The organism is Nonomuraea sp. NPDC049419 (genome assembly GCF_040676995.1).
GTDB classification, from domain to species: domain Bacteria; phylum Actinomycetota; class Actinomycetes; order Streptosporangiales; family Streptosporangiaceae; genus Nonomuraea; species Nonomuraea salmonea.
The window spans coordinates 513,228-537,793 of record NZ_JBFAQB010000003.1; the positions used below are offsets into that span (position 1 = coordinate 513,228).

Consider the following 24,566-nt stretch of genomic DNA (forward strand, 5'->3'; position numbering starts at 1 on the left):
CCCTTCGCTCCGTTCGTCTTTCCGAAAGTTTCGGGCAACTTGTTGCCGGATGAAGCCGTCGCGACGCCCGGAGCTCGCCCGGCGCGATAACCGGCTGGACCGGCAACGCAGCAGTTGGCAGCGCTCTTGACACGATTCAACTGGCCCCCTTATGTTGCCGCAATATTAACCGGAACTGCTTGAAACTTTCGGCGTCACTCTCGCGTAACACCCCGCTAGCGCTCGCGGGACGGCGCCGGCATAAGGGCATGGGGCGAAGGGACGGCATGAGGGGCCACGAACCAGATGACACGCGCTCGGCGGAGTCCGGCGAGCGCGAGCAGTGGCGGGACACGCGGTTGACCCCCGCCCAGCGGGCCGAGGCCCTCATCCCTCTGATGACGCTGGAAGAGAAGGTGGCCCAGCTCGTCGGGGTGTGGGTCGGCGCCGACGCCTCGGGGGGCGGCGTCGCCCCGCACCAGACGGACATGGGCGGCGGCCCCGAGTGGCCCGACGCCATCAGGCAGGGCCTGGGCCAGCTGACCAGGCCGTTCGGCACCGCGCCCGTGGACCCGGTGGCGGGCGCTCGCTCGCTCGCGGCCTCGCAGGAGGAGATCGTGCGGGCCAGCAGGTTCGGCATCCCGGCGCAGGTCCACGAGGAGTGCCTGACGGGCTTCGCGGCGTGGCGGGCGACGGTCTATCCGGCGCCGCTGAGCTGGGGCGCCTCGTTCGACCCCGGGCTGGTCGAGGAGGTGGCGGCCAGGATCGGCCGCTCGATGCGCGCGGCGGGCATCCACCAGGGCCTCGCGCCGGTGGTGGACGTGACCAGGGACTACCGCTGGGGACGCACCGAGGAGACGATCGGCGAGGACCCGTACCTGGTGGGTACGGTCGGCGCTGCCTACGTCCGCGGCCTGGAGGGCGCCGGCCTGGTGGCCACGCTCAAGCACTTCGCCGGCTACTCCGCCTCCAGGGGTGGCAGGAACCTCGCGCCGGTCCCGATGGGCGCCAGGGAGCTGGCGGACGTCGTGCTGCCGCCGTTCGAGATGGCGCTGCGGCTCGGCGGGGCGCGTTCGGTGATGAACTCCTACGCCGAGATCGACGGCGTCCCGGTGGCGGCCGACGAGAGCCTGCTCACCGGCCTGCTGCGGGACGAGTGGGGCTTCGACGGCACGGTGGTGGCCGACTACTTCGCCGTCCGGTTCCTGGAGCGGCTGCACGGCGTGGCCGCCGACGGCGGGCAGGCGGCGGGGCTCGCGCTGCGGGCGGGCATCGACGTGGAGCTGCCGACGGTGGACACGTTCGGCGCCCCGCTGGTGGACGCGGTCAAGGCGGGCGCCGTGGACGAGGCGCTGATCGACCGGGCGCTGCGCCGCGTGCTGACGCAGAAGGCGGAGCTCGGCCTGCTCGACCCGGACTGGCAGCCGCTGCCCGGCCCGGCCGACGAGGTGCGGCTGGACGACGAGGAGAGCCAGGAGCTGGCGCTGCGGCTGGCGCGCGAGGCGATCGTGCTGCTGCGCAATGACGACGCCGTCCTGCCCCTACCGGCCGGGCGGAAAGTGGCGCTCGTCGGCCCGGTGGCCGACGATCCGATGGCGATGCTCGGCTGCTACGCCTTCCCCGCGCACGTCGGCCCGCACCCCGAGCACGGGCTGGGCCTGAAGATCCCGTCCCTGCGCGAGGCGCTCGCCGGACTGGTGCCCGATCTCGCCTACGCCCCCGGCTGCGACATCAGCGGCACCGACCTCTCCGGCATCGCCGAGGCGGTGGCGCTGGCCGAGGACAGCGACGTGTGCGTGGTGGCGGTCGGCGACCGGGCCGGGCTGTTCGGGCGCGGCACGTCGGGCGAGGGCTGCGACGCCACCGACCTGCGGCTGCCCGGCGTGCAGGCGGAGCTGGTCCAGGCAGTGCTGGCGACCGGTACGCCGGTCGTGCTGGTGCTGCTCGCGGGCCGCCCGTACGCGCTGGGCGAGGAGACGGACGCGGCCAAGGCCGTGCTGTTCGGCTTCTTCCCCGGCCAGCGCGGCGGCCAGGCGCTGGCCGAGGTGCTGACCGGCGCGGTGAACCCGACCGGCCGCCTGCCGGTCAGCGTCCCGCGCGACGCGGGCGGGCTGCCGGCCACCTACCTCGCGCCGCCGCTCGGCCGCCGCACCCAGGTGTCGTCGGTGGACCCGACGCCCGCCTACCCGTTCGGCCACGGCCTGGGTTACACCACGTACGAGTGGAGCGAGGCCCGCGTCGCCGGCGGCGTCACGGACTGGCCGGTGGACGGCGAGGTGCAGGTCGAGGTCACCGTGCGCAACAGCGGCGACCGGGCCGGCGCCGAGGTCGTCCAGCTCTACCTGCACGACCCCGTGGCGCAGACCACCAGGCCTGTGGTCCGCCTGATCGGTTACGCGCGCGTCCCGCTGGAGGCGGGGGAGAGCGCGCGGGTGAGCTTCGCCGTGCCGGCCGACGTGACGTCCTTCACCGGGACGCACGGCCGGCGCATCGTCGAGCCGGGCGACGTCGAGCTGCGGCTCGGCCGCTCGTGCGCCGAGACCGTGGCGACCCTGCCGCTGCGCCTCACCGGCGACGTACGCGACATCGGCCACGGCCGCCGGCTCCAGGCGCCGGCGCAGATCGATCGCAACCCCCCGGAGGGCCGAGGATGAGCACACCCGACACGCTGAGCCCGGCCAGGCCGCAGCCGGCCAAGGAGAAACCCGCCTCGGGCCGCCGCCGCCGCGAGAAGAACGGCTCGTGGCGGCGGGCGCTGCGGCGCGACTGGCAGCTCTACACGCTGGCGATCCTGCCGCTGCTGTTCTTCCTGATCTTCCGGTACGCGCCGATGATCGGCAACGTCATCGCGTTCAGGAAGTTCGAGCCGGGCGGCAGCATCTTCGGCGAGGAGTGGGTGGGCCTGCGCTACGTGAAGCTGTTCCTGAACGACCCCACGTTCTGGAACGTCTTCACCAACACCCTCGTCCTCGGCGCGCTGACGCTGATCTTCTGCTTCCCGCTGCCGATCGTGCTGGCGCTGCTGCTCAACGAGGTCAGGCGGCGCACGCTGAAGCGGTTCCTGCAGTCGGTGACGTACCTGCCGCACTTCCTGTCGATGGTGATCGTGGCCGGTCTGGTCATGCAGATCACCGCGCTGGACGGGCCCATCAACGCCTTCCTCGACTTCGTCGGCAGCCAGAAGGTCTCCTTCATGCAGGACCCCGACTGGTTCAGGACGATCTACGTCGGCTCGGAGGTCTGGCAGACGGTCGGGTGGGGCACGATCCTCTACCTCGCCGCGCTGACCACCATCGACGACCAGCTCTACGAGGCGGCCAGGATCGACGGCGCCGGCCGCTTGCGGCAGATCTGGCACGTGACGCTGCCCGGCATCCGGCCGACGGCGGTCACGCTGCTGATCCTCAACATCGGCACGTTCATGGCGGTGGGCTTCGAGAAGGTCTTCCTGCTCTACAACCCGCTGACCTATCCGACGGCCGACGTCATCTCGACGTACCTGTACCGGATGGGCCTCGAGGCCAGCAACTTCAGCTACGCGGCGGCGATCGGCCTGTTCGAGGCGCTGGTCGGCCTGGTGCTGATCCTCTCGGCCAATGTGATCTCCCGTCGCACAGTTGGGACGAGCCTGTGGTGACTACGCACGACCTGACCCGGGGCTACCGCGTCTTCCAGTGGTTCAACGCTCTCATCCTGACCGTCGTCGTGATCGTGACGCTCTATCCGTTCGTCAACATCCTGGCGCGCTCGTTCAGCAGCCAGAGCGCGATCAGCGCGGGCGAGGTGAACCTGCTGCCCAAGGGGTTCAACCTGACGACGTACAAGATCGTCGCCTCTGACCCGATGTTCTGGACGAACTACCGCAACACGATCGTCTACACGATCGTCGCGACGTTCATCGCGATCGTGATGACCACGTGTTACGCGTACGTGCTGTCCAAGAAGCACCTCAAGGGCCGGACGTTCCTCATCGGCGTCGCGGTCTTCACCATGTTCTTCACCGGCGGCCTGATCCCCAACTACGTGCTGATCACCAGCCTCGGCATGAAGAACTCCATCTGGGCCATCGTGCTGCCCAACGCGATCAGCGTGTTCAACCTCCTGGTCATGAAGGCGTTCTTCGAGAACCTGCCCCAGGACCTGGAGGAGGCCGCCGCCATCGACGGCCTGAACACGTACGGCATCCTGTGGAAGATCGTGCTGCCGCTGTCGAAGGCGGTGATCGCCACGATGATCCTGTTCTACGCGGTCTCGTTCTGGAACTCCTGGTTCCCCGCGTTCCTCTACATGAACGAGTCCGAGCTGTTCCCGGTCACCGTCTACCTGCGCAACCTCATCGCCGGCGCCACCGGCGCCGACTCCTACGGCGCCGCCGCGACCGAGGTGACCCAGGCGGCGGCCAACATCCAGGCGGTGACGATCGTGCTCACCGTCCTGCCCATCCTCCTGATCTACCCCTTCGTCCAGCGGTACTTCGTCTCCGGCGTCATGCTCGGCGCGGTCAAGGGCTGACGTCCCCGCCCCCTCTACCCAGCAGAATCACGGGAAGGAATCCCCCCATGCGCGACATCTCGCGGCGTCAGGCGATCATCGGTCTCGGTGCCTTCGCCTCCCTCGCCCTGACGGCCTGCGGCAGCGACAGCGAGACCCCGGCGAAGGGCGCGGAAACGGCGGCCAACAAGGCGGGCTCGATGGCGGGCTTCGCCGTCGGCCAGCAGTTCAAGGCCACCGAACCGGTGTCGTTCAGCATGCTCTACAACAACCATCCGTTCTACCCGCTCAAGAACGACTGGCTGCTCTGGCAGGAGCTCACCAAGCGCACGAACGTCACCATCCAGCCGACGACCGTGCCGCTCAGCGACTACGAGAAGAAGCGCAGCCTGATCATCGGCGCCGGCGACGCCCCGCTGATCATCCCGAAGACGTACCACCCGCAGGAGGAGGCGTTCGTCTCCTCCGGCGCGATCCTGCCGGTCAGCGAGTACTTCGACCTCATGCCGAACTTCCAGGACAAGGTCGCCAAGTGGCAGCTCCAGCCGGAGCTCAACTCGATCATGCAGTCGGACGGCCGTATCTACCTGCTGCCCGGCCTGCACGAGGCGGCCTGGGCCGACTACTCCTTCGCGGTGCGCACCGACATTCTGGAGAAGCTCAAGCTAGAGGTCCCGAAGACGCTCGACGACTTCTACAACATGCTCAAGGCGATGAAGGCGGAGTACCCCGACCTCTACCCGATGACGGACCGGTGGGGCGTGCCGACGCCGGGCGGCAACCTGATCAAGCTGATCGCCCAGGCGTACGGCAGCAAGGGCGGCTGGGAGTACCAGCACGCCACGTTCGACCAGGCGCAGGGCAAGTTCGTCTACACCGGCATCATGCCGGGCTACAAGCAGATGATCGAGTATCTGAACAAGCTGGTCAAGGAGAAGCTGCTCGACCCCGAGAGCTTCACCCAGCAGGACGACGCGGCCAAGCAGAAGTTCGTCTCCGGCAAGTCGTTCGTGATCAGCACCAACGCGCAGTCGCTCATCAACGACTACCGCGGCCCGCTGATCGAGAACATCCCCGACGCCAAGATCGTCAAGATTCCGGTCCCGGTCGGCCCCATCGGCGAGTACAAGATCGCCACCCGGCTGGAGAACGGCATCATGATCTCCAAGAAGGCCGTGGAGAACAAGAACTTCGTCGCCATGATGCAGTTCATCGACTGGCTCTGGTACTCCGACGCCGGCCAGGAGTTCGCCAAGTGGGGCGTCGAGGGCGTCACCTTCACCAAGGAGTCCGGCAAGTACAAGCTCGCCAAGGACGTCGACTACGTCGGGCTCAACGCCGGCGCGCCCAAGCACCTGCAGAAGGACTTCGGCTTCGGCAACGGCGTCTTCGCCTACGGCGGCGCCACCCAGCTCCTGCAGTCCACGTTCTCGGACGAGGAGATCGAGTTCCAGAACGTGATGAACGCCAGGAAGCCCTGGCCGGTCGAGCCCCCCGCGCCGCTCACCGAGGAGGAGCGCGAGCAGGCCTCCCTCTGGGAGACGCCGCTGAAGGACCACGTCACCCAGAACACGCTCAAGTTCATCCTCGGCCAGCGCGACCTCAGCGAGTGGGACGCCTACGTCAAGGAGGTCGAGGGCAAGGGCGCCACCCAGTACGTCACCCTGGTCAACGGCGCGTACGAGCGGTTCAAGAAGGAGCACGGCAGCTGACGCGGCCGACCTCCCCGCCGGCCGGGCCGTCCGCGCCGCACCGGGACGGCCCGGCCGGCCCCGCGCCCGAACCCGGACGGCCCGGTCACCCGGGCGCGAGCGCCAGGGCGGTCCCGGCCACCCCCGCGCCCGGATCCGGACGGATCGGTATCCTCCGGGAAAATCTCGCCTCGGAGGAGCACACGCGATGAGCGACCTGACGACCTCGCGGAAGTTCGGCACCGGCCCGCTGTCGCGCGGCTCCGCGCTGATCTACACGCTGCTGATCGTCAAGCTGCTCGTCCTGCTCACCGCCGTGCCAGGACTGGTGGCGCTGGTGCTGCTCGACCGCGACGCCAGCAACGTCCCGCTGATGGCGGCCTGCCTGCTGCCCGCGGGCCCCGCGCTCTCCGCCGCCCTCTACGCCCTGCGCCACCGCAGCGGCGACCTCACCGAGCTGAGCCCGGCCACCGCGTTCTGGCGCGGCTACAGGCTCAACTTCGGCGCCGCGCTCAAGATCTGGGTGCCGTGGCTGCTCGTGCTGGCCCTGGCCGGCACCAACCTGGCCAACTTCGCCGCCGCGGGGGTGCCCGGCTGGTGGGGCGCCCTGCTGATCGTGCTCGCCGCCGGCGGCACGCTGTGGGTGGCCAACGCGCTGGTCATCACATCGCTGTTCGCCTTCAGGGCGGTGGACGTCGCCAAGCTCGCGGCGTACGCGCTCGGCCGCTTCCCCGCCGCCACCCTCGCCAACGCCTGCCTGCTCATCGTGGCGGGCGGCGTCGTGCTGATCGCCTCGGAGGCGGTGCTGGCGCTGCTGGCCTCGGTGCTCACCGCGACGCTCCTGTGGAACAGCCGCGCCATGATCACCGAGGTGCAGCAGCGCTTCACCCGCCCCTAGCAGCCCGCCTCTCGCAGCCCGTCCCTAGTGGATCGTCCTGCCGTGCGCGTCGGGCACGCCCGACTTGCGGAAGAAGTAGGCGTTGATCTGGTCACGCCACTCCTCCGCCGAGCGCACCTGCTCGTCGAGCCGCTCGCACACGCGGGCGTACAGCGCGGGATCCACCACGTCGTCGCCCTCCAACTTCGCCCACAAGGCCCTGATCTCCGCGGCCTCCTCCGCGCCGGCGAAGTGGGCGTCGTAGATGTGCTGGATGACCGTGGTGCCGCTCTGCAGCACGTGCTCGTACGGCACGTGGTGGAAGAACAGCAGCAGCTCGTCGGGGCACTCCGCGAGCGACTCGTACACCTGCGACCACGGCGCCGGGTACTGGCCGGTGTAGCCGGTGCCGGTGGCCCTGGTGCGGTCGACGCCGACGCCGTCGCGGTCGGCGAAGTGGTAGGTGCCCCACGGCGTGTACTCGTAGCCGTCCACGTCGGGGCCGTAATGGTGGCCGGGCCTGACCATGAAGCCGACGCCCAGCGGCGCGGTGTAGCGCTCGTACGTGCGCCACGAGCCGTCCATCATGCCGTGCAGCGTCTCCCGCAGCTCCTCGCCGCCCTCGGGGAAGGTGAGCCCGATCCACTCGTCCAGGATCGCCGCCGGGTCGAGGCCGGGGTTCCAGGCCAGGCGGCCGAAGGCGTACAGGTTGGCCTGGGCCAGCGGGTGGCCCGTCCAGTAGGGGTCGTCGCCCACGTTCGACACCGCGACGAGACCGCCGCTCGTCGTCACGTCGGCCACCGCCCGCTCGCCGGGGCCCCAGAAGCGGAACCCGAGCACCTCGCTCCACATCGGCGCGAGATAGCAGACGTGCCGCTGCTGGCCGGTGTACTCCTGCGTCACCTGCAGCTCCACCGCGAGCTTCGTGGCCGGCATGGCGGCGATCACCGGGGAGATCGGCTCGCGCGTCTGGAAGTCGATCGGGCCGTACTTGACCTGGAGGATCGCGTTGTCCCTGAACCGGCCGTCGAGCGGCGAGAAGTGGTCGTGGGCGGCGCGGGCACGGTCGGTCCTGCGGTCGCGCCAGTCCTGGCGGTGGTTGTAGACGAACGCCCGCCAGTGCACCACGCCGCCGTGCGGGGCGAGGGCGTCGGCCAGCACGTTCGCGCCGTCGGCGTGGTCACGCCCGTACGCGAACGGCCCAGGCTGGCCCTCCGAGTCGGCCTTGACGACGTAACCGCCGAAGTCGGGGATCGTCTCGTAGACCCGCTCCGTCGTCCGCGCCCACCAGGCGCGCACGTCCTCCTCCACCGGGTTGGCCGTCTCCAGGCCGCCGAGCACGATGGGGGAGGCGAAGGTGACCGACAGGTGCACGCGGATGCCGTACGCGCGGAACTCCGCCGCCAGCGCGGCCACCTCGCCGAGCCGGTCGGTCAGCAGGCGGGCCTCGGCGGCGTGCACGTTGACGTTGTTGACCGCGACCGCGTTGACGCCGGTGGCCGCGAGCAGCCGGGCGTAGGCGCGTACCCGGGTCAGGTCCTCGCGCAGGACGCCGTCCCGCCAGAAGATCGAGCCGCCCGAGTAGCCGCGCTCCACCTGGCCCATCACGGGGTGCACGTCGATGTTGTCCCAGTGGTCGAGCATGCGCCTGGCCGGCGCGGGCCGGTGCGTCTCGGCCGGGCGGTCGCCCTCGAACGCCGCCTCGCCCAGCCTGACCACCGCGAAGAACCCGTACAGCAGGCCCGCCGGCTTGTCCGCCAGCACCACGGTCACGCCGCCGGAGCGGGCCAGCAGGAAGCCCTCAGCACCCAGTTCGGGGCCCTTGACCGCCTGCGCGGCCGCGGGCAGCGAGCCGTCGGAGGTCAGCGCGAGCACGAGGTCGTACGGTCCGCCCGGCGTGGCCACGGCGCCGCCGTGCCGCGCGCAGGCGTCCGCCACCTCGGCCCGGACGGTCTGCGCGACCTCCGAGGCGTCGGCGAGCACGAGCACGCGGCGCGCGCCGAGCGCACGGAACGCCTCGGGGGGCAGCCAGGCCGGATGGACGTCATCGACATGGGGAACGGTCACGGGGGGGCTCCTTAGGTCAAACTCCAAGGAGCGAATCTATCGCCGCCCCGCGAACCGCCCTCAGGCAGCGTCGTTGAAGGGCGTCAGCCGGAGCCTGATCGCGGTGGGCGCGGTGTCCTCGATGTAGGTGGAGCCGTCGGCCACGTCGTCGTAGGGGTAGCCGTAGGCCTTGCCGCTGCGGGTGTTGGCGTGCAGGACGCGGGCGTAGTGGTTGGTGAGCGAGGTGCGGTAGTACTGCGACCGGTCGGTGACCGGCTGGTCGGGGTGGCTGAGCAGGGTCGTGCGGTTGAACGCGGCACCGAGGATCGCCGCGATCGGGCCCGAGATCCCCTCGGAGTGCAGGGCGCCGTTGCAGTAGAACACGTCGCGGGTGCTCGGCCTGGAGAACGAGCGGATGCCCTTGTCGAAGACGAACTGCCCGCCCTGCACGCGCCCGGTGTAGGTGACGCCGTTGGCCACCACGCGCAGGTTCCTGCCGGTGTAGGAGTTCCACACGTCGTTGATGTACGGGTCCAGGTAGCCGCCGGAGAACAGGCCCGAGTCGATGCCATGGCCCGGCGCGATCACCCGCAGGTCGCCCACGACGAGGTTGCGGAACGCCGGCTGCGCCGCCACGCCCGCGAAGATCTGGTCGCGGCCGTTCGGCACCAGCGTGCCGGAGACCTGGCTGGTGCGGCCGTCCAGCTTGAGCTCCATCGGGATGGAGAACATGTCGACCATGGTCGTGTTGCAGAACATGCCGCCGCTGTTGAAGGTGAACTCCATGAAGTCGTGCAGCACGTTGTAGCTGGGGTCCGAGCTGACCCAGCCGGCCGGGTGCTGGAGCGCCGGGCGGCCGTTGCCGTCGATGACGACCCTGAACCTGATCTTCTGGCCGATGGAGACGTACACGCGGCCGGACATCCAGGGCAGCGTGATGCGGGTGTCGCCGCTGGCGGCCAGCGGGATCGACAGGTCGGCGAAGCCGTCGGGGCCGTTGTGCGACAGCGAGACCGGCACCCTGGTGCCGTCGGCGCGGGCGAAGACCTGGTTGCCGGTGGCCTGGTCGGTGCCGACGACGTACAGCCAGATCTGGTTGTTGGCGTAGCGGAAGGTGTGGTTGACGACGGTCATGGGCAGCGACGTGGCCGCCTGGGCGGGCTTGGCGAGGGCCAGTACGGGGGTGGCCGCCGCGCCGGCCAGCAGCGCCCTTCTGGTGATCATCGTTCGACTCCTCGGGGGGTGCGCTTCGAGAGAGCGACGCGTCGAGAGAGCGCTCTCTCGCCGATTTCGGTTAAGTTTCTTTCCTGTAATGGCGCACTGTCAAGGCCGCATGCGGAGTCCCGGTCTACCTGCCGGCGGCGGGTGTCGCCTGGTGGCCCTGGACCAGGCCGGATGGGGCTTGGGTGCGCCACGGGCGCGGTGTCCTGGCCGGGCGGCGGCCGGCGACCAGGGGCGGCGTCTCGGGGGTCAGCACCGAGACCTCGCGGGGTGACGTACGCGCCGCACGCGGCGGCACCGCCTCGCTCTCGCGCGACCGCGGCCGTGCGGAGCCGCCGTCCCGCGCGGACGGCTTCGGGCCGGCGGTGGCGGCGGAGGACGGCGCCGTCGTGATCGCGCCGATACGCGGGCCGCTGGTCGGGGCGCCGCTCTGCCCGTCGCTGGGGCCGTCGCTGGGGCCGTCGCTCGGGTCGCCGCTGGGGCCGCCGCTGGGATCGCCGGCCGGGGTCGCGATCGGGCGGGGGCTGAGGGCCGACAGCGGGCGCCGGCCGCGCGCGTCCTCCTCGTACGGGAAGGTCAGCGGATCGAGCGTCGGCGAGCTGCCCGGGACCCCGATCAGCACCCCGGCCACCGCCAGCTGCAGCACGCCTGCCAGCAACGCCGAGACGCCCAGCACCCGCCGCCGCCGCGCACCGGCCGGACCGGGCCGCTCGCTCAGCACGGCGTACGCGTTCGTGCCATGAGGGTCCTCCGGGGGGTGGGGGGACGAACGGGTTTCTCGATCTAGGCACGAAAGATGATCGTGGTCAAGCGGGGACCAACGACCCAGGGGCCGTTCCGAGGTGCTGCGCTATGATCGCAGCGACGACGGGCTCGCGACCTGGAACGATCCGCACCGGCCCGGACACGTCGTTCAGGTCGCGGTTCAGGTCGCGCCGCTCACGGGACACGAGGAACGATGTCGAGCATCAAAGAGGTCGCCCGGCTCGCCGGGGTGTCCGTAGGCACCGTGAGCAACGTGCTCAACCGGCCCGACCTGGTCGCCCCCGACACCAGGCGCCGGGTGCAGGCGGCCATCGAGCGGCTCGGCTACGTCCGCAACGGCTCGGCCCGCCAGCTCCGCGCCGGCCGCAGCCGCACCATCGGGGTGGTCGCGCTCGACCTCGGCAACCCGTTCTTCATCGACGTCCTGCGCGGCGTCGAGACCGCGGCCCAGCAGTCCGACCTCACCGTCATGGTGTTCAACAGCAACAAGGACGCCTCCAGGGAAGCGGGGCTGCTCGACACGTTCGAGGAGCAGCGGCCGCTCGGTGTGCTGATCACGCCGGTCAACGACAGCGGCGAGGAGGAGCGGCTGGGCAGGCTCGTCGCGCGCGGCATCCCCGTGGTGCGCTTCGACAGCTCGGCCGGCCACGGCAACGGCTGCTCCGTCGCCGTGGACGACGTGCTCGGCGGGCGCCTGGCGGGCAACCACTTACGCGCGGCCGGCCATCGCCACATCGCCTTCGCCGGCGGCCCGTTCACCGTCCGCCAGGTGCGCGAGCGGCGCGACGGGCTGGCCGCCGCGCTCGGCCCCGGCGACACGCTCACCGAGATCCCGCTGCCCGACCTGACGGTCGCCACCGGCCGCACGGTCGGCCAGGAGATCGCCGCCCGGCCGCCCGCCGACCGGCCCACGGCGGTGTTCTGCGCCAACGACCTGGTCGCGATCGGCGTGCTGCAGGAGATGACGCTGCGCGGGCTGAAGGTCCCCGACGACCTGGCGATCATCGGCTACGACGACATCGACTTCGCCGCGGCGGCCGCCGTGCCGCTGTCGTCCGTCCGCCAGCCGCGCGAGCAGATCGGCCGCACGGCCGCCATGCTCCTGCTGGAGGAGGCCAACCGGCCGGGCGAGCACGAGCACCGCCAGGTCATCTTCCAGCCTGACCTGATGGCCCGCGCCTCCACGGCCGCGACCGCGCGCTAGCGGACGCCCAGCCGGATCGGGAGTGTGCGGGGGCCGCGTACCTGGCCGGTGGACCACGTCACCGCTGCCGGGTCGGCCAGTTCGAACGACGGGATGCGGGCCAGCCACACCTCCAGCGCGACCCGCAGCTCCATGCGGGCCAGGTGGGAGCCGACGCAGCGGTGGATGCCGAGGCCGAAGGCGGCGTGCCGGTTCGCCTCGCGGTCGATGACCACCTCGCCGGCCCGCTCGAACTGGGCCGGGTCGCGGTTGCCCGAGGGGAACGACAGCAGCACCCAGTCGTCGGCCCGCATGCGCACGCCGTTCCAGGTCATGTCCTCCCTGACCAGCCTGGCCATGGTGACCGGCGCGTACGCCCGCAGGAGCTCCTCCATCGCGGTCGGCAGCAGCCCGGGCTCGGCGACCAGCCGCTCGCGGTCGGCCGGCGTCCTCGCGAGGTGCCACAGCGAGGCGCCGATCGCGCTCCACGTGGTGTCGATGCCCGCGATGAGCAGCAGCGCCATCGTGCCGGCGACGTGCGCGGCCTCCAGCTTGTTCCCGCCCAGCTCGGCGTTCACCAGGTAGGTGGTCAGGTCGTCGCGGGGGTGGTCGACGTGGTCGCGGATCTGGTCGAGCAGGTAGTCGTACAGCTCGTCCAGGGCCTCCGTACGCTCCTCGGCCGGCTTGTTGACGCCTTCGAGCACGTTCTCGATGAAGCGCCGGAACCGGGGCCCGTCCTCGGGCGGGAAGCCCAGCATGTCGGCGATCACCCGGACCGGGATGTGCTGGGCGTAGTCGCGGGCGGCGTCCACGACCGGCAGGCCCTCCAGGGTGTCCACGAGCGCGTGGCAGTAGGCGCGCGTCGCGGCCTCCCGCCGGGCCACCGCCGACTTGGTGAACGCCGGCAGCAGCAGCTTCCTCGCGTGGTGGTGGAACGGCGGGTCGGACGAGATCGGCGGCGAGTCGCCCATCGGGGCCAGCTCGCGCGGCGGCCGGACGTTTCCCATGATGATCGCGCGCGAGGAGAACCGCTCGGTGTCGTACGCGACCGCGGCCACGTCCGCGTAACGCGTCGGCAGCCAGCCGCCGCCGAACCGCTCCGTGCGGGCGATCGGGCAGCGTTCGCGCAGGTCGTCCAGGATCGGGTACGGGTCGGCCGCCCACTCGGGCTCCAGGTGGGAGAAGTCGGTCGCCCAGTCGGAGACCGGGCCGGTGACGATCTCGCTCCGCGTGCCCTCCGGCACCTCGGACGCCTCCTGCGGGCCCGCCGTGAAACGGTCGTCCACGGTCATCGTCAGGATCCCTCGCCGGTGTCGATGGCGTGCTCGGGACAGTTGGAGACGGCCAGGCGGGCCGCCCGCTCCTGCCCGGGCGCCACCAGGCCGTCGCCGAGCACCGTGCCGTAGCCCTCGCCGTCCTCGCCGAACAGCTCGGGCGCGAGGTCGTAGCAGCGGCCGTGGCCCTGGCAGCGCTCCGGGTCGATGTGCAGTTTCACGGGGTGGCCTCCGTCTGAGGTGTCGGGTCGGTGGAGCCGGTCGGTGCGAGGGCGGCGATGATACGGACGAGCAGCGCCGTCCACTCCTCGTCGTCCACGGGATGCAGGTCGGAGGTGACGAGCGCGCTGCCCATCGCGAGCAGGGTGCAGAAGTGGGCGAACGCGTCGGCGGAGACGCCCGGGTCGATCTCGCCGTCGGCCTGCGCCACGCGTACGAGGTCGGCGATCCAGCCCGCCCGCTCGCCGAGGTAGTCGCGCATCGAGGCGGCCACGTCGTCGTCCCTGCGGGCGGCGACCAGCGCCTCCACGATGAGGTTGCCCTGCGCGTCGCGCCGGCGCGGCAGGCCGCGCCCCAGGGCGAGCAGCAGGTCGGTGGCGGACCTGTCGGGGTCGGCGGCGAACAGCCCGGCCAGCATGCGCCGCCCGTGCGCGCGCAGCGCGGCCACCATCAGGTCGGCCTTCGAGCCGAAGTGGGCGTACAGGGCGCCGTTGCTCACGCCGGCCGCGGCGGAGATGTCGGCCACGCGGGTGCCGTCGTAGCCGCGCTCGGCGAAGGCGTCGGCGGCGGCGCGCAGCAGGCGCTCACGGGTCTCGGCGGCGGTCACTCCGGGGATGCGTCCCATGAACGAATTTAAAAAGTCGTTCATTTGCCGCGTCAAGTGCACCAGGGCCGGGGGTGGCCCGCCGTCCTGATCTCATCTAGGCTGAACGCGGCGAGGGGAGTACTTCGCAAGAGCCGGCCCGGTCAGTACGGACGTCCACGCGTCCCCGGACGGCCACCCCCAGGGTGAAGGAGACCTCGAACGGGAGAAGTACGTTCGAGGGAGGTTTCCCATGTCCGCGGGGTTGTTCTCGCATGCCGTCGAGCTGCGCACCATCGCCTCACCGGCCCTATGGTCGATCACGGTGGCGGCCCTGGTGCTGCTGCTGGCGCTCGATCTCCTGCTGACCCGCAGGCCGCGTGAGGAGAGCGTGCGCGCGGCGGCCGGCTGGTCGGTGTTCTACCTGCTGCTGCCCGTGCTCTTCGGCTTCTATTTGTGGGCCGATCACGGGGGCGGCGTGGCGGTGGAGTTCTTCACCGGGTTCGTGGTGGAGAAGTCGCTGTCGGTCGACAACCTGTTCGTGTTCATGCTGCTGCTGGCCGCCTTCGCGGTGCCGTCCGCACTGGCCAGGCAGGTGCTGCTGTACGGCATCGTCGGCGCCCTCGTCCTGCGCGCGATCTTCATCGGGCTCGGCGCCGCCGCGCTGCAGAGCGGCACGTGGGCGTTCCTGCTGTTCGGCGGGATCCTCATCCTGACCGCCGGAAAGATCGTCAAGGACGTGATGGCGGGGGAGCAGCAGGAGGTGGACATCTCCTCCATGCGCACGGTCCGGCTGGTACGCCGGTTCGTCCCCGTCACCGCCGACTACCGGGGCTCGCGCCTGGTGGTCCGGGAGAAGGGGCGTACGGCGCTGACCCCGCTCGCGCTGGCCGCGGTCGCCATCCTGGCCACCGACATCGTCTTCGCCGTGGACTCGGTGCCCGCGGTGTACGGCGTCACCGAGGACCCTTTCCTGGTGTTCGCCACCAACGCGTTCGCCCTGCTCGGCCTGCGCGCGCTGTACTTCGTGCTGCAGGGCGTGCTGGCCAAGCTGCGTCACCTCAACCACGGGCTGGCCGTCATCCTGGCCTTCATCGGGGCCAAGCTGATCCTGCACTGGGCGCACGGCGTCTGGCCCGGCGTGCCGGAGATCCCGACGCCGCTCTCGCTCGGCGTCATCGTCTGCGTCCTGGCCACGGTCACCGCGACCAGCCTGCTCGCCAACCGCCGCGAACGGCGGCGCGCGCCGCGGCAACCGCTCGAAGAGGCCGAGCGGCACGCTTAGTGGGCGGTCAGTGCCCGGTCAGTGGGCGGCGCGGGCCTGGAGGAGGTCGGCGAGGAAGTGCAGCAGGGCCGCCGAGGTGGTGGCGGAGGTGATGGCCTGCTCCTCGATGAGCCCCTGCACGCGCAGCATCGGCACCCACTCGGCCCGCCCGCGCTCCTCGTCGTCCTCGCCCTTCTCCGGGCCGCCGGCCAGCTCGGTGGCCCGGTGGGCGGCGAACACGACGTGCTCGCAGTCGGCGACGTCGCCGGCCGGCCTGGTGCGGATCAGCGGCACCAGCGGGCCGGGCCGCCAGCCCGTCTGCTCCTCGACGTGGCGGGCCGCCGCCTCCTCCGGCTCCTCGCCCGGGCCGACGTCGCCGAGCGGGATCTCCCAGCCGCGGGTGTCGGTGATGGGGCTGTGCCGCCACAGCAGCAGCACCCGCCCGTCGTGGAAGACGACCGCGCCGGCCGCCTGCGGCGTCCTGATGAAGGGCCGCTCGACGCGCTCACCACCGGTCAGCTCGACGTCGGCGACTCCGAGGCCGACCCCGTTCGCCGCGTAGAGCAATCGCTCCGACCGCCGTCGCATGGGATTCTCCTCACCGCTCACCGCTCCTATCCCCACTCTCCTCGACGATACGCACCGGTAGGGCTAGAGCCGGGCGCTCGGGGGAAACGTCAGTGGGGGAGGCTACCCTGGGCTGCGCCGTTTCGCGGAGGGGCGGCACGGGGGTCCGGGGCGTCCCGGCGTCCGACCGGAGGGGAAGCGATCGTGGGGTCATGCGCAGGCGGAGGGCTGCCACCTGACGAGGTCGTCGTCACGGCCCTGCGCGCCGGCGACGAGGCGATGTTCGCGGTGCTGCTCGACACCTGGTCACGAGGCATGCTCCGGGTCGCCAGGTCCTATGTGTCCACCGACCACTCGGCCGAGGAGGTCGTCCAGGACACGTGGCTGGCCGTCATCGACGGCATCGACGGGTTCGAGCAGCGGTCGTCGATCAAGACGTGGGTCTACCGCATCCTCGTCAACACCGCGAAGAAGCGCGGGGTGCGGGAGAGCCGCACGCTGCCGTGGAGCGCGTTCGGGGCCGACGGCGAGCCCTATGAGCCTGGGGCGTTCGGGCCCGGGCCGCTGCCCGGCGGCTGGGGCGACCCGGGCTGGTGGCCGACGCCCGAGGGTGAGGCGCTGGCCGCCGAGGTGCGCACGCTGATCGCGGAGGCCCTGGCGCGGCTGCCGCCGCGGCAGCGGGTGGTCATCACGTTGCGCGACGTCGAGGGGTGCAGCTCCGACGAGGTCTGCGAGATCCTGGAGATCTCCGCGGCCAACCAGCGGGTGCTGCTGCACCGCGCCCGCACGGCCGTACGCGGCTGGCTGGCCGACTACTACGACTCGGTCAAGCAACCGGAATGACGTCGCCTGTCCCATCTGGCGCGAAGAGCGGCGACAATGAAGTGAAGCGGTTCATCTCAATGACAAGGGCGGTCCACGTCGTGAAGCGGTTCACCTGCGACGAGCTGGCGGAACTCCTCACTGCCTACCTTGACGGGGCCCTCGACCGGCTCGCCCGCGACGGCATTAAGGCCCATCTGGCCGGGTGCGAGTGGTGCGAGCGCTACTTCGAGCAGTTCCGCGCCACCATCAGGGCGCTCGGCGACCAGCCGCCGGAGAAGCTGTCGGCCGGGGTCCGCGACCGCCTCATGGTCGCCTTCCGCGAGCGCCGCGGCGTCTAGCGGAGGTTCGTTCGCGCTCGCGGGCGAACCCGGCGTGCAGGGCGGCGAGCACGGCGGGGGTGAGCGCGCCGGCGCGCAGGCAGCCGAGCGCGGCGATCGTGGCGCGCAGCTGGTCGAGCCGGCGCGCGCAGCCGGGGCAGGCGTTCAGGTGCCGTGTCAGGGCGCGGTGCCGGACCGGTGGGAGCGCCCCTTCCAAATAGTCGGTCAGCGAGGCGAGCACGTGCTCGCACGTCCGCGTTTCTCCTCCTCGCCGTCGCTTCATGCCCATGTGACCTAGTTCTCGGCCCGCTTTATCCGTTACACCCCGATTTGTGCGTAACGTTCTCGCGCCTCGCGGATCTGTAGCTCCGTACTGACCGGCGAGGGGAGGACGATGATCGGTGTCACGGCCGAGAGCGCACCGTTGCGGGACGCCTCAGAGGTGGCCGACTTCGCGCGCAACAGCTTCCGTCCATCGGCGGGTGACCGCGTGGGCGTGGAGCTCGAGTTCCTGGTCTTCGACCGTACGGACGTCACGGGGCAGGTGCCGGTGTCCAGGGTCGAGCGGGCCCTGCCGGCGCAGCTGCCGGGCGGGAGCAAGGTGACGTTCGAGCCCGGCGGCCAGCTTGAGCTGTCCGGGCCCGCGGGGTCGCTCCCGCTGATGCTGACCGCGCTGGCCGCCGACGTGGCGGCGGTCCGCGACGCCCTCGACGCCGAAGGGCTGGCGCTGGCCGGGGTCGGGCTCGACCCGGTGCGCCCGGCCCGCCGCCAGCTCACGCTCCCCCGGTACGACGCCATGGCGGAGTTCCTCGGCCGCCCGTACGGGGCGCTGATGATGTGCTCGACCGCCTCCATCCAGGTCAACCTGGACCTGGGGGACCGCCCCGCCCCTCGCTGGGAGCGTGCCCACGCGCTCGGCCCGATGCTGCTCGCCGCCTTCGCCAACTCGCCGCTGAGCGACGGACGGCCCAGCGGCTGGATGTCCGGCCGCCAGGCGGTCTGGGACAACCTCGACCCCACCAGGACCGCACCCGTCCCCAGGACCGGCGACCCCGCGGCCGACTGGGCGGAATACCTGCTCGACGCCCGCCTCATGCTGGTACGCGAGGACGACGACCACTACCGCACGATCCGCGACGGCTCCACGTTCCGCGACTGGCTGGCCGGCGGCGGCCCCCGCCGCCCCACGGCCGAGGACCTCGCCTACCACGCCACCACCGTCTTCCCCCCGGTACGCCCCCGGGGCTGGCTGGAGATCCGCTACCTCGACGCGCAGCACCCGTCGGCCTGGCCGGTGTGCGCGGCGGTGACGTACGCGCTCGTCACCGACGACAGAGCGGCCGACACCGCGATGGCCGCCGTGGAGCCGCACCGGCAGGCGTGGGAGGCGGCGGCGCGGTGCGGGCTGGCGGACCCGCGCATAGGACGAGCCGCCGAGACCTGCTTCAGGGCCGCGCTGGAGGCCCTGCCCCGGCTCGGCGCGGACGCCGCCCTGGTCGGAGCGGTGGCCGCGTTCGCCGACCGGCACGTGACGACCGGCCGCTCGCCGGCGGCCGACCTGACCCTCGAAGGACTGCTATGACCGACGCCAAGGAACGCATCGCCGCGCAACTCCTCGCGGTCCGCGACCGCTCGCTCGCCTACACCGAGGCCGACGACGACCTGCTCGTCCGCCAGCACTCCCCGCTGATGTCGCCGCTCGTCTGGGACCTCGCGCACGTGGGCAACTACGAGGAGCTGTGGGTGCTGCGGGCCGCCGGCGGCATCACGCCGCTGCGCCCCGAGATCGACGACATCTACGACGCGTTCAAGACCCCGCGCAAGGACCGCCCGAGCCTGCCCTTCCTGGGCCCCGCCGAGGCCCGCCGCTACATCGAGGGCGTGCGCGGGCGCGTGCTCGACGTGCTGGACGCCATCGACCTGGACGACCCCAGCCCGCTCAACCGCGACGGCTTCGTCTTCGGCCTGGTCATCCAGCACGAGCACCAGCACGACGAGACGATGCTGGCCACCCTGCAGCTGTCGGGACAGCCCGGCCTCGTCCAGGACGGCGAGCTGCCGGAGGGACGTCGCGGCGGCCCCGAGGAGGTGCACGTGCCGGCCGGGCCGTTCCTCATGGGCACCGACACGCTGCCCTGGGCCTACGACAACGAGCGCCCCGCCACCTGGGTGGACCTGCCCGGCTACTGGATCGACCGGCTGCCCGTCGGCAACCGCGCGTACGCCGGCTTCATCGAGGACGGCGGCTACGACGACCCCCGCTGGTGGACCCCCGAGGGCTGGCACTGGCGGCAGACCAGCGGCGCCACCGGGCCGCTCTTCTGGACCAAGGACGGCGGCACCTGGTACCGCAACCGCTTCGGCCGCACCGAGCCGCTCCCCATGGACGAGCCCGTCCAGCACGTCTGCTGGTACGAGGCCGACGCCTACGCCCGCTGGGCCGGCAAGCGGCTGCCCACCGAGGCCGAGTGGGAGAAGGCGTGCGGCTGGGACCCCGAGCGGCGGCGCTCCCGCCGCTACCCGTGGGGCGAGACCGAGCCCACGCCCGCCCTGGCGAACCTCGGCCACCGCGCCTCCCACCCCGCGCCGCTCGGCGCCTACCCGGGCGGGGCCTCGGCGTACGGGGTGGAGCAGATGGTGGGCGATGTGTGGGAGTGGACCGGGTCCTGGTTCGACGGCTACCCGGGGTTCCGCAGTTTTCCGTACAAGGAGTACAGCGAGGTGTTCTTCGGCGAGGAGTACCGGGTGCTGCGCGGCGGCTCGTGGGCGGCCGACCCGGCGGCGGTGCGGACCACGTTCAGGAACTGGGACTACCCGATCCGCCGGCAGATCTTCACCGGCTTCCGCTGCGCCAGGTCGGAGACCTGAGGTGTGCAGGCACGCCGCCTGGCTGGGCGCCGCACGGCCGCTCACCTCGCTCATCCACCAGCCGCCGCACGGGCTGCTCACCCAGTCGTACGCGCCGCGCCGGCAGCGGCACGGCACGATCAACGCGGACGGCTACGGCATGGGCTGGTACGACCCCGCCCGCGCCGAGCCCGTCCGCTACCGGCGCTCCGTCCCCATGTGGACCGACGCCAACCTGACCGCGCTCGCCGAGATCGCCCGCTCGACCTGCCTGCTCGCGGCCGTCCGCTCGGCCACCGTGGGCATGCCGATCGAGGAGAGCGCCACCGCGCCGTTCGCCGACCGCAGGTGGCTGCTCAGCCACAACGGCCGGGTCGACCGCGACGCGGTCAAGGACCTCGCCGACGGCGCCGAGTCCACCTGCGACGCCGCCTGGCTCGCCGCCGCCGTGTTCCAGCGCGGCAGGGCGGGAGCCGGGCTGGGCGAGGCGCTGGCCGACGTGGTCGTACGGGCGGGGGAGAAGGACCCCGCCGCCCGGCTCAACCTGCTCGCCTGCGACGGCGCGTCCATCGCCGCGACCGTCTGGGGCGACACCCTGTTCCATCACCGGCTCCACGACGGCGTGCTGGTCGCCAGCGAGCCGCTCGACGACTCGCCGGGCTGGCAGGCCCTGCCCGACCGCGCCCTGCTGACCGTGTCAGGCGACGACGTCCAGGTCCAGCCGTTGTGAACTCACCTCAGGAGGCCTCGTGCCCGCCACCCAGTCAACCGTCCGCCTGATCAACCACCTCGACCGCGGCTACCTGCGCCAGGCGCTCGAGACCGACGTCAGGAATGGCCTGACGGCCACGCCGAAGTGGCTGCCGCCCAAGTGGTTCTACGACGCCAGGGGCAGCGAGCTGTTCTCGGAGATCACCCGGTTGCCCGAGTACTACCCGACCCGCCGCGAGCTGACGATCCTGCGGGCGCGGGCCAAGGACCTTGCCGCGGCGGGCCGCGCCGACACGCTGGTCGAGCTGGGCTCCGGCACCAGCGAGAAGACCGTGCTGCTGCTCGACGCGCTGGCCGCGGCCGGCACGCTGCGCGGCTACACGCCGGTGGACGTGGACGCCGTCACCCTGGAGGGCGCCGCCAGGCGGCTGGCCGCGCGCTATCCCGGGCTGGCCGTGCAGGCGGTGTGCGCCGACTTCGAGCGGCACCTGGCGCTGCTGCCCCGCGACGGGCGGCGGATGGTCGCCTTCCTCGGCGGCACCATCGGCAACCTCGAACCGGGGGCGCGGGCCGCGTTCCTCGCCGGGCTGCGCGAGACGCTGCGGCCGGGGGAGACGTTCCTGCTCGGGGCCGACCTGGTCAAGGACACCGGGCGGCTGGTGGCGGCGTACGACGACGCGGCCGGGGTGACGGCCGAGTTCAACAGGAACGTGCTGCGGGTCATCAACAGGGAGCTGGACGCCGACTTCGAGCCCGAGGCGTTCGCGCACGTCGCCGTCTACGACGAGGAGCACGACTGGATCGAGATGCGGCTGCGGGCCACGCGCGCCATGCGGGTGCGAGTCGGCGGGCTCGGCCTGAGCGTGGACTTCGCCGAAGGGGAGGAGATGCGCACGGAGATCAGCGCCAAGTTCCGCCTCGACGGGCTGCGCGCCGAACTGGAGACGGCCGGCTTCACCCCGCTCCGCGACCACACCGACCCGGCCGGCGACTTCGCCCTCCTCCTGGCCGGGGCATGACGACAGGCCAGGCCGGGGAGGTGCGGGCCGGGCCGGTCGGGGAGCGCCGGTCGTCCGTCGGGAAGGTTTGGCGGGCGGGGCGGTCCGTGATGCCGGGCGGGCACCTCGACGCGGCGGGGTGCAACGTGCCCGGCGATCGGGTGCTCGACGCGATGGCCGTCCACCTGGCGCTGGAACGCGAGCGCGGCGGGTACCGCGCCGTCCCCGACCTCACCGAGCCGCGGCGGGCGCTGGCCGCGCTGGTGGGGGCGGGGCCGCGGGACGTGGCGTTCCTGGAGAGCGGCACGGCGGCGATGGCGGCCCTGCTCGGCGGCTGGCGGCTCGGCCCGGGTGCCAGGGTGGGGCGGGCCCGCACCGAGTACGGGAGCACGCTCATGCTCCTGCACCGCCTCGCGGAGCGGAACGGCTGGCGGCTGGTCGACCTGCCGGTCGGCGGCGACACCAGGATCGACCCCGACGGGCTCAGGGCGGCGCTGGCGGCCGGGCTCGACCTGGTCGTCGTCTCCCACATCGCCTCCCACCGGGGCGTCGTGCAACCGGTGGCCGAGCTGGGCGCGTTGTGCCGGGCCTCCGGGGTGCCGCTGGTGCTGGACGTCTGCCAGTCGCTCGGCCACGTGGACGTCCTGGGCGCCGGGGCCGCCGCGTACGTGGGGACGTCCAGGAAGTGGCTGGCGGGCCCGCGCGGCGTCGGCTTCCTCATCACCCCCGGCCTGACCCCCGCCATGGACGCCCCGGCCCCCACCCTCAGCGGCCACACCTGGGACGACCCCGCCGAGGACCCGGAGCCCGTGCCGGGCGCGGCCCGCTACGAGAGCTCGGAGGGCGCCATCGCGGCCCGCGCCGGTCTCGGCGCCGCAGTCCTCGAACACCACGAGCTCGGCCCCGCCGCCGTCCACGAGCACCTGGCGGGACTGGGCCGCACGGCCCGCGAGCTCCTGGACGGCGCCGGCGGCTGGCGCGTCGCAGAACCCCTGGACGAGCCGTCCGCCCTGATCACCCTCCGCCCGCCACCCCACGACACGGTGGAAGGGGCCGCCGCCCGCGCCGCCGCCGCGTCCCTCCTGGTCGGCACGGTCCCCGCCGCCCGCGCCCCGCTGGACCTCCAGGAGCCGCTCCTCCGCGTCTCCCCGCCGCCGGGCACCTCGCCGGAGACCCTGGAGTCTCTCGCCGAGGTCCTCACGGGCCGGCGGGGGTGAGGAGCCGGTTCACGGCGGCGGTGACGCGGCGGGTGAAGGGGGAGGCGGTCGCTGGGCCGTGGAAGGGCTCCGTCGCGCCCTCCGTGACCGCCTCGATCGTCGCCAGGTCGGCGCCGGGGTGACAGAGCACGTCCGGGCCGGGAAGGCCCGCGAGCAGGAACTCGCCCTGGTCGGCCGTCGCCTCGGCCGGGTGGGCGGCGCGGCGGACGAAGCGGGGCCGGTCGGCCTCGTCCAGCCGGTAGACGCCGGGACCGCGGCCGGCCGTCACCCGTACCGGGGTCTCGCCGGTCACCCGCAGCCGGATCGTGAACGGCCCGCCCGGCCGGGTCGCGCGCAGCAGGCTGAGCTGGTTGAACTCCTGCGGATCGGGCAGCCAGGTGACCCGTCCGCCGAGCAGCACGCTCAGGTGTGCGGCGGTGAACGGGGGCACGCCCATCGCCTGCTGGTTCGCCGCCGACACCTCGGTGGCCGCGTCGTACCGCCACCTGATCGCCGACAGGAAGACCCGCTCGGCCGGGGTCAGCAGCGCGCGCACGGTGAACAGGCCGGTCACGCCGTAGCGGCGCCAGCCCCACACCGCGAGGCGTTCCGCGCACTCGATGAGCAGCGCCGCCGCCGGCAGCGGCCAGGGGCGCGACCAGTCGTGGCCGGCGCCGTCCAGCGGACCCGCGCCCGCCTCGGGGACGCCGGTGGCGGCGTGCGCGGGGCGGTCCACGTACACGGAGACGCCGCCCGCGCCGTCCGGCACGCTGAGCGCGGTGACCGCGCAGGGCAGGCCGTCCACGTACGCCGCCACCCGGTACGGCCCCAGCAGCCGCGCCGCGCGCCCCATGTCGTCCTCGCCCGACACGACGACCGTGCCGCGCCCGCCTCCCGCGCCGCCCGCCTGCACCACGACCCGCTCGGTGCCGACGGCCCGCCGCAGCTCGGCCAGGCCGGGCAGCCGCTCGACCGGCACGCTCGTGATCCGCGCCGCCGGCGGCACCCCTGCCGCGCGCAGCAGGTCGTCGAAGAGGTGCCTGGCCTCGATGGTGGCCCTGACGCCCGGGTCGACGGCCGCGATCGTGCCGCCGTGCGCCAGCTCCTGCAGCTGGGCGCCGGCGATGCAGGTGGCGACGACCGGCGGCCGGTCCAGCTTGACGAGCTGCCTGGCCGCGTCGTGGCGGACCCGGCGCAGCCAGCCGTGCCGCTCGGCCACCGACCGCACTCCGGTACGCTCCTCGGCCGACACCGTCACACCGGGCAGCGCCGGGTCCCACGCCGCGTAGCAGCCGACGGCCAGCGCCGGCCGCAGCGCCTCCACGGGCGCCGGGCCGGTGTAGCCGGTGCGGAGCACGGTGCCGTACCGGTCGATCGCGACCAGCGGCCGGCCGTCGAGCGCCGCCAGCAACTCGGCATGCGCCACCTCGAACGCCGCGTCCTTGGACGTCGCGCCCTCGTATGCCGCCCCTTCCATTGCCGCCCCCTCCATGTGCCGCCTCCTCTCGCTCG

Annotated in this window: 23 protein-coding genes; 14 read left to right on the top strand and 9 right to left on the bottom strand. The window is 72.4% G+C overall.

Features of this window, described 5'->3' with window-relative positions; all coding sequences use genetic code 11:
- Window positions 1-266 precede the first annotated feature (266 nt).
- The 5 genes from AB0K12_RS12290 to AB0K12_RS12310 all read left to right on the top strand — a co-directional run bounded on the left by AB0K12_RS12290 (window position 267) and on the right by AB0K12_RS12310 (window position 7,059).
- On the top strand, window positions 267-2,633 hold the full coding sequence (locus AB0K12_RS12290) for a glycoside hydrolase family 3 N-terminal domain-containing protein (RefSeq protein ID WP_364558927.1): 2,367 nt from the start codon (window positions 267-269) through the stop codon (window positions 2,631-2,633).
- On the top strand, window positions 2,630-3,616 hold the full coding sequence (locus AB0K12_RS12295) for an ABC transporter permease subunit (protein WP_364558929.1): 987 nt from the start codon (window positions 2,630-2,632) through the stop codon (window positions 3,614-3,616). The genes AB0K12_RS12290 and AB0K12_RS12295 overlap by 4 nt, the downstream gene beginning before the upstream one ends.
- Window positions 3,613-4,491 (top strand): carbohydrate ABC transporter permease, encoded by an 879-nt coding sequence (locus tag AB0K12_RS12300; protein ID WP_364558932.1) that lies wholly within the window; start codon window positions 3,613-3,615, stop codon window positions 4,489-4,491. Before AB0K12_RS12295 ends, AB0K12_RS12300 begins: the two co-directional genes overlap by 4 nt.
- A gap of 47 nt (window positions 4,492-4,538) precedes the next feature.
- Entirely contained in the window at window positions 4,539-6,182 is a 1,644-nt protein-coding gene (locus tag AB0K12_RS12305; protein ID WP_364558934.1) for an extracellular solute-binding protein, read from the top strand.
- 187 nt (window positions 6,183-6,369) lie between these two features.
- A complete protein-coding gene (locus AB0K12_RS12310; RefSeq protein WP_364558936.1) occupies window positions 6,370-7,059 on the top strand; it encodes a DUF624 domain-containing protein in 690 nt (229 codons plus the stop codon).
- A gap of 24 nt (window positions 7,060-7,083) precedes the next feature.
- Here the strand turns inward: AB0K12_RS12310 and AB0K12_RS12315 are convergent, their stop codons facing one another.
- The 3 genes from AB0K12_RS12315 to AB0K12_RS12325 all read right to left on the bottom strand — a co-directional run bounded on the left by AB0K12_RS12315 (window position 7,084) and on the right by AB0K12_RS12325 (window position 11,026).
- Window positions 7,084-9,105 carry an alpha-glucuronidase gene (locus AB0K12_RS12315; protein WP_364558939.1) on the bottom strand — a complete coding sequence of 674 codons (2,022 nt, stop codon included), beginning with the start codon at window positions 9,103-9,105 and terminating at the stop codon, window positions 7,084-7,086.
- Window positions 9,106-9,165: 60 nt separating this feature from the next.
- Window positions 9,166-10,308 (bottom strand): beta-1,3-glucanase family protein, encoded by a 1,143-nt coding sequence (locus AB0K12_RS12320; protein ID WP_364558942.1) that lies wholly within the window; start codon window positions 10,306-10,308, stop codon window positions 9,166-9,168.
- Between the two features lie 124 nt (window positions 10,309-10,432).
- Window positions 10,433-11,026, bottom strand: a complete 594-nt coding sequence (locus AB0K12_RS12325; RefSeq protein WP_364558946.1) for a hypothetical protein — start codon at window positions 11,024-11,026, stop codon at window positions 10,433-10,435.
- A gap of 237 nt (window positions 11,027-11,263) precedes the next feature.
- Between AB0K12_RS12325 and AB0K12_RS12330 the strand changes: the two genes are divergently transcribed.
- On the top strand, window positions 11,264-12,274 hold the full coding sequence (locus tag AB0K12_RS12330) for a LacI family DNA-binding transcriptional regulator (protein WP_364558950.1): 1,011 nt from the start codon (window positions 11,264-11,266) through the stop codon (window positions 12,272-12,274).
- On the opposite strand, the gene AB0K12_RS12335 is transcribed toward AB0K12_RS12330, so the two are convergent.
- Genes AB0K12_RS12335 through AB0K12_RS12345 form a run of 3 tightly spaced genes read right to left on the bottom strand, consistent with a single transcriptional unit; the run spans window position 12,271 to window position 14,371 of the window.
- A complete protein-coding gene (locus AB0K12_RS12335) occupies window positions 12,271-13,545 on the bottom strand; it encodes a cytochrome P450 (RefSeq protein WP_364558952.1) in 1,275 nt (424 codons plus the stop codon). The genes AB0K12_RS12330 and AB0K12_RS12335 overlap by 4 nt on opposite strands.
- Before the next feature lie 2 nt (window positions 13,546-13,547).
- Entirely contained in the window at window positions 13,548-13,748 is a 201-nt protein-coding gene (locus tag AB0K12_RS12340; RefSeq protein ID WP_364558955.1) for a ferredoxin, read from the bottom strand.
- Window positions 13,745-14,371, bottom strand: coding sequence for a TetR/AcrR family transcriptional regulator (locus AB0K12_RS12345; protein WP_364558958.1), 627 nt, complete (start codon window positions 14,369-14,371; stop codon window positions 13,745-13,747). The genes AB0K12_RS12340 and AB0K12_RS12345 overlap by 4 nt, the downstream gene beginning before the upstream one ends.
- Window positions 14,372-14,582: 211 nt before the next feature.
- Between AB0K12_RS12345 and AB0K12_RS12350 the strand changes: the two genes are divergently transcribed.
- Window positions 14,583-15,614: a TerC/Alx family metal homeostasis membrane protein gene (locus AB0K12_RS12350; protein WP_364558961.1), complete on the top strand. Its 1,032-nt coding sequence runs from the start codon at window positions 14,583-14,585 to the stop codon at window positions 15,612-15,614.
- Window positions 15,615-15,632: 18 nt separating this feature from the next.
- Here the strand turns inward: AB0K12_RS12350 and AB0K12_RS12355 are convergent, their stop codons facing one another.
- Window positions 15,633-16,181 (bottom strand): NUDIX domain-containing protein, encoded by a 549-nt coding sequence (locus AB0K12_RS12355; RefSeq protein ID WP_364558964.1) that lies wholly within the window; start codon window positions 16,179-16,181, stop codon window positions 15,633-15,635.
- A gap of 183 nt (window positions 16,182-16,364) precedes the next feature.
- Between AB0K12_RS12355 and AB0K12_RS12360 the strand changes: the two genes are divergently transcribed.
- Both AB0K12_RS12360 and AB0K12_RS12365 read left to right on the top strand, forming a co-directional pair.
- A complete protein-coding gene (locus tag AB0K12_RS12360) occupies window positions 16,365-17,003 on the top strand; it encodes a sigma-70 family RNA polymerase sigma factor (RefSeq protein WP_364558967.1) in 639 nt (212 codons plus the stop codon).
- A gap of 80 nt (window positions 17,004-17,083) precedes the next feature.
- Window positions 17,084-17,323 (top strand): zf-HC2 domain-containing protein, encoded by a 240-nt coding sequence (locus AB0K12_RS12365; protein ID WP_345400157.1) that lies wholly within the window; start codon window positions 17,084-17,086, stop codon window positions 17,321-17,323.
- Here AB0K12_RS12365 and AB0K12_RS12370 read toward each other — a convergent pair.
- The gene (locus AB0K12_RS12370) at window positions 17,289-17,585 is read right to left on the bottom strand and encodes a zf-HC2 domain-containing protein (RefSeq protein WP_364558971.1); all 297 of its coding nucleotides are present in this window, start codon (window positions 17,583-17,585) and stop codon (window positions 17,289-17,291) included. The two genes, AB0K12_RS12365 and AB0K12_RS12370, sit on opposite strands and share 35 nt — an antisense overlap.
- A 111-nt stretch (window positions 17,586-17,696) precedes the next feature.
- Here AB0K12_RS12370 and egtA point away from each other — a divergent pair, with 111 nt between their 5' ends.
- Genes egtA through egtE form a run of 5 tightly spaced genes read left to right on the top strand, consistent with a single transcriptional unit; the run spans window position 17,697 to window position 23,075 of the window.
- Window positions 17,697-18,884: an ergothioneine biosynthesis glutamate--cysteine ligase EgtA gene (gene egtA, locus AB0K12_RS12375; protein WP_364558974.1), complete on the top strand. Its 1,188-nt coding sequence runs from the start codon at window positions 17,697-17,699 to the stop codon at window positions 18,882-18,884.
- The gene (egtB, locus tag AB0K12_RS12380; RefSeq protein ID WP_364558977.1) at window positions 18,881-20,170 is read left to right on the top strand and encodes an ergothioneine biosynthesis protein EgtB; all 1,290 of its coding nucleotides are present in this window, start codon (window positions 18,881-18,883) and stop codon (window positions 20,168-20,170) included. Before egtA ends, egtB begins: the two co-directional genes overlap by 4 nt.
- A 1-nt stretch (window position 20,171) precedes the next feature.
- Window positions 20,172-20,879, top strand: a complete 708-nt coding sequence (egtC, locus tag AB0K12_RS12385) for an ergothioneine biosynthesis protein EgtC (protein ID WP_364558980.1) — start codon at window positions 20,172-20,174, stop codon at window positions 20,877-20,879.
- A gap of 19 nt (window positions 20,880-20,898) precedes the next feature.
- Window positions 20,899-21,879, top strand: coding sequence for an L-histidine N(alpha)-methyltransferase (egtD, locus tag AB0K12_RS12390; RefSeq protein WP_364558983.1), 981 nt, complete (start codon window positions 20,899-20,901; stop codon window positions 21,877-21,879).
- Window positions 21,876-23,075, top strand: a complete 1,200-nt coding sequence (egtE, locus tag AB0K12_RS12395) for an ergothioneine biosynthesis PLP-dependent enzyme EgtE (RefSeq protein ID WP_364558986.1) — start codon at window positions 21,876-21,878, stop codon at window positions 23,073-23,075. Before egtD ends, egtE begins: the two co-directional genes overlap by 4 nt.
- On the opposite strand, the gene AB0K12_RS12400 is transcribed toward egtE, so the two are convergent.
- Window positions 23,056-24,531 (bottom strand): hypothetical protein, encoded by a 1,476-nt coding sequence (locus AB0K12_RS12400; RefSeq protein WP_364558989.1) that lies wholly within the window; start codon window positions 24,529-24,531, stop codon window positions 23,056-23,058. The genes egtE and AB0K12_RS12400 overlap by 20 nt on opposite strands.
- Window positions 24,532-24,566: the final 35 nt, after the last annotated feature.

What these genes read in the sequence shown, in the direction of transcription:
- AB0K12_RS12290 (WP_364558927.1), top strand. Translation starts at nt 267, where the DNA reads ATGAGGGGCCACGAACCAGATGACACGCGCTCGGCGGAGTCCGGCGAG.
- AB0K12_RS12295 (WP_364558929.1), top strand. Translation starts at nt 2,630, where the DNA reads ATGAGCACACCCGACACGCTGAGCCCGGCCAGGCCGCAGCCGGCCAAG.
- AB0K12_RS12305 (WP_364558934.1), top strand. Translation starts at nt 4,539, where the DNA reads ATGCGCGACATCTCGCGGCGTCAGGCGATCATCGGTCTCGGTGCCTTC.
- AB0K12_RS12310 (WP_364558936.1), top strand. Translation starts at nt 6,370, where the DNA reads ATGAGCGACCTGACGACCTCGCGGAAGTTCGGCACCGGCCCGCTGTCG.
- AB0K12_RS12320 (WP_364558942.1), bottom strand. Translation starts at nt 10,308, where the DNA reads ATGATCACCAGAAGGGCGCTGCTGGCCGGCGCGGCGGCCACCCCCGTA.
- AB0K12_RS12330 (WP_364558950.1), top strand. Translation starts at nt 11,264, where the DNA reads ATGTCGAGCATCAAAGAGGTCGCCCGGCTCGCCGGGGTGTCCGTAGGC.
- AB0K12_RS12335 (WP_364558952.1), bottom strand. Translation starts at nt 13,545, where the DNA reads ATGACCGTGGACGACCGTTTCACGGCGGGCCCGCAGGAGGCGTCCGAG.
- AB0K12_RS12345 (WP_364558958.1), bottom strand. Translation starts at nt 14,371, where the DNA reads ATGGGACGCATCCCCGGAGTGACCGCCGCCGAGACCCGTGAGCGCCTG.
- AB0K12_RS12350 (WP_364558961.1), top strand. Translation starts at nt 14,583, where the DNA reads ATGTCCGCGGGGTTGTTCTCGCATGCCGTCGAGCTGCGCACCATCGCC.
- AB0K12_RS12355 (WP_364558964.1), bottom strand. Translation starts at nt 16,181, where the DNA reads ATGCGACGGCGGTCGGAGCGATTGCTCTACGCGGCGAACGGGGTCGGC.
- AB0K12_RS12370 (WP_364558971.1), bottom strand. Translation starts at nt 17,585, where the DNA reads ATGAAGCGACGGCGAGGAGGAGAAACGCGGACGTGCGAGCACGTGCTC.
- egtA (WP_364558974.1), top strand. Translation starts at nt 17,697, where the DNA reads ATGATCGGTGTCACGGCCGAGAGCGCACCGTTGCGGGACGCCTCAGAG.
- egtB (WP_364558977.1), top strand. Translation starts at nt 18,881, where the DNA reads ATGACCGACGCCAAGGAACGCATCGCCGCGCAACTCCTCGCGGTCCGC.
- egtE (WP_364558986.1), top strand. Translation starts at nt 21,876, where the DNA reads ATGACGACAGGCCAGGCCGGGGAGGTGCGGGCCGGGCCGGTCGGGGAG.
- AB0K12_RS12400 (WP_364558989.1), bottom strand. Translation starts at nt 24,531, where the DNA reads ATGGAAGGGGCGGCATACGAGGGCGCGACGTCCAAGGACGCGGCGTTC.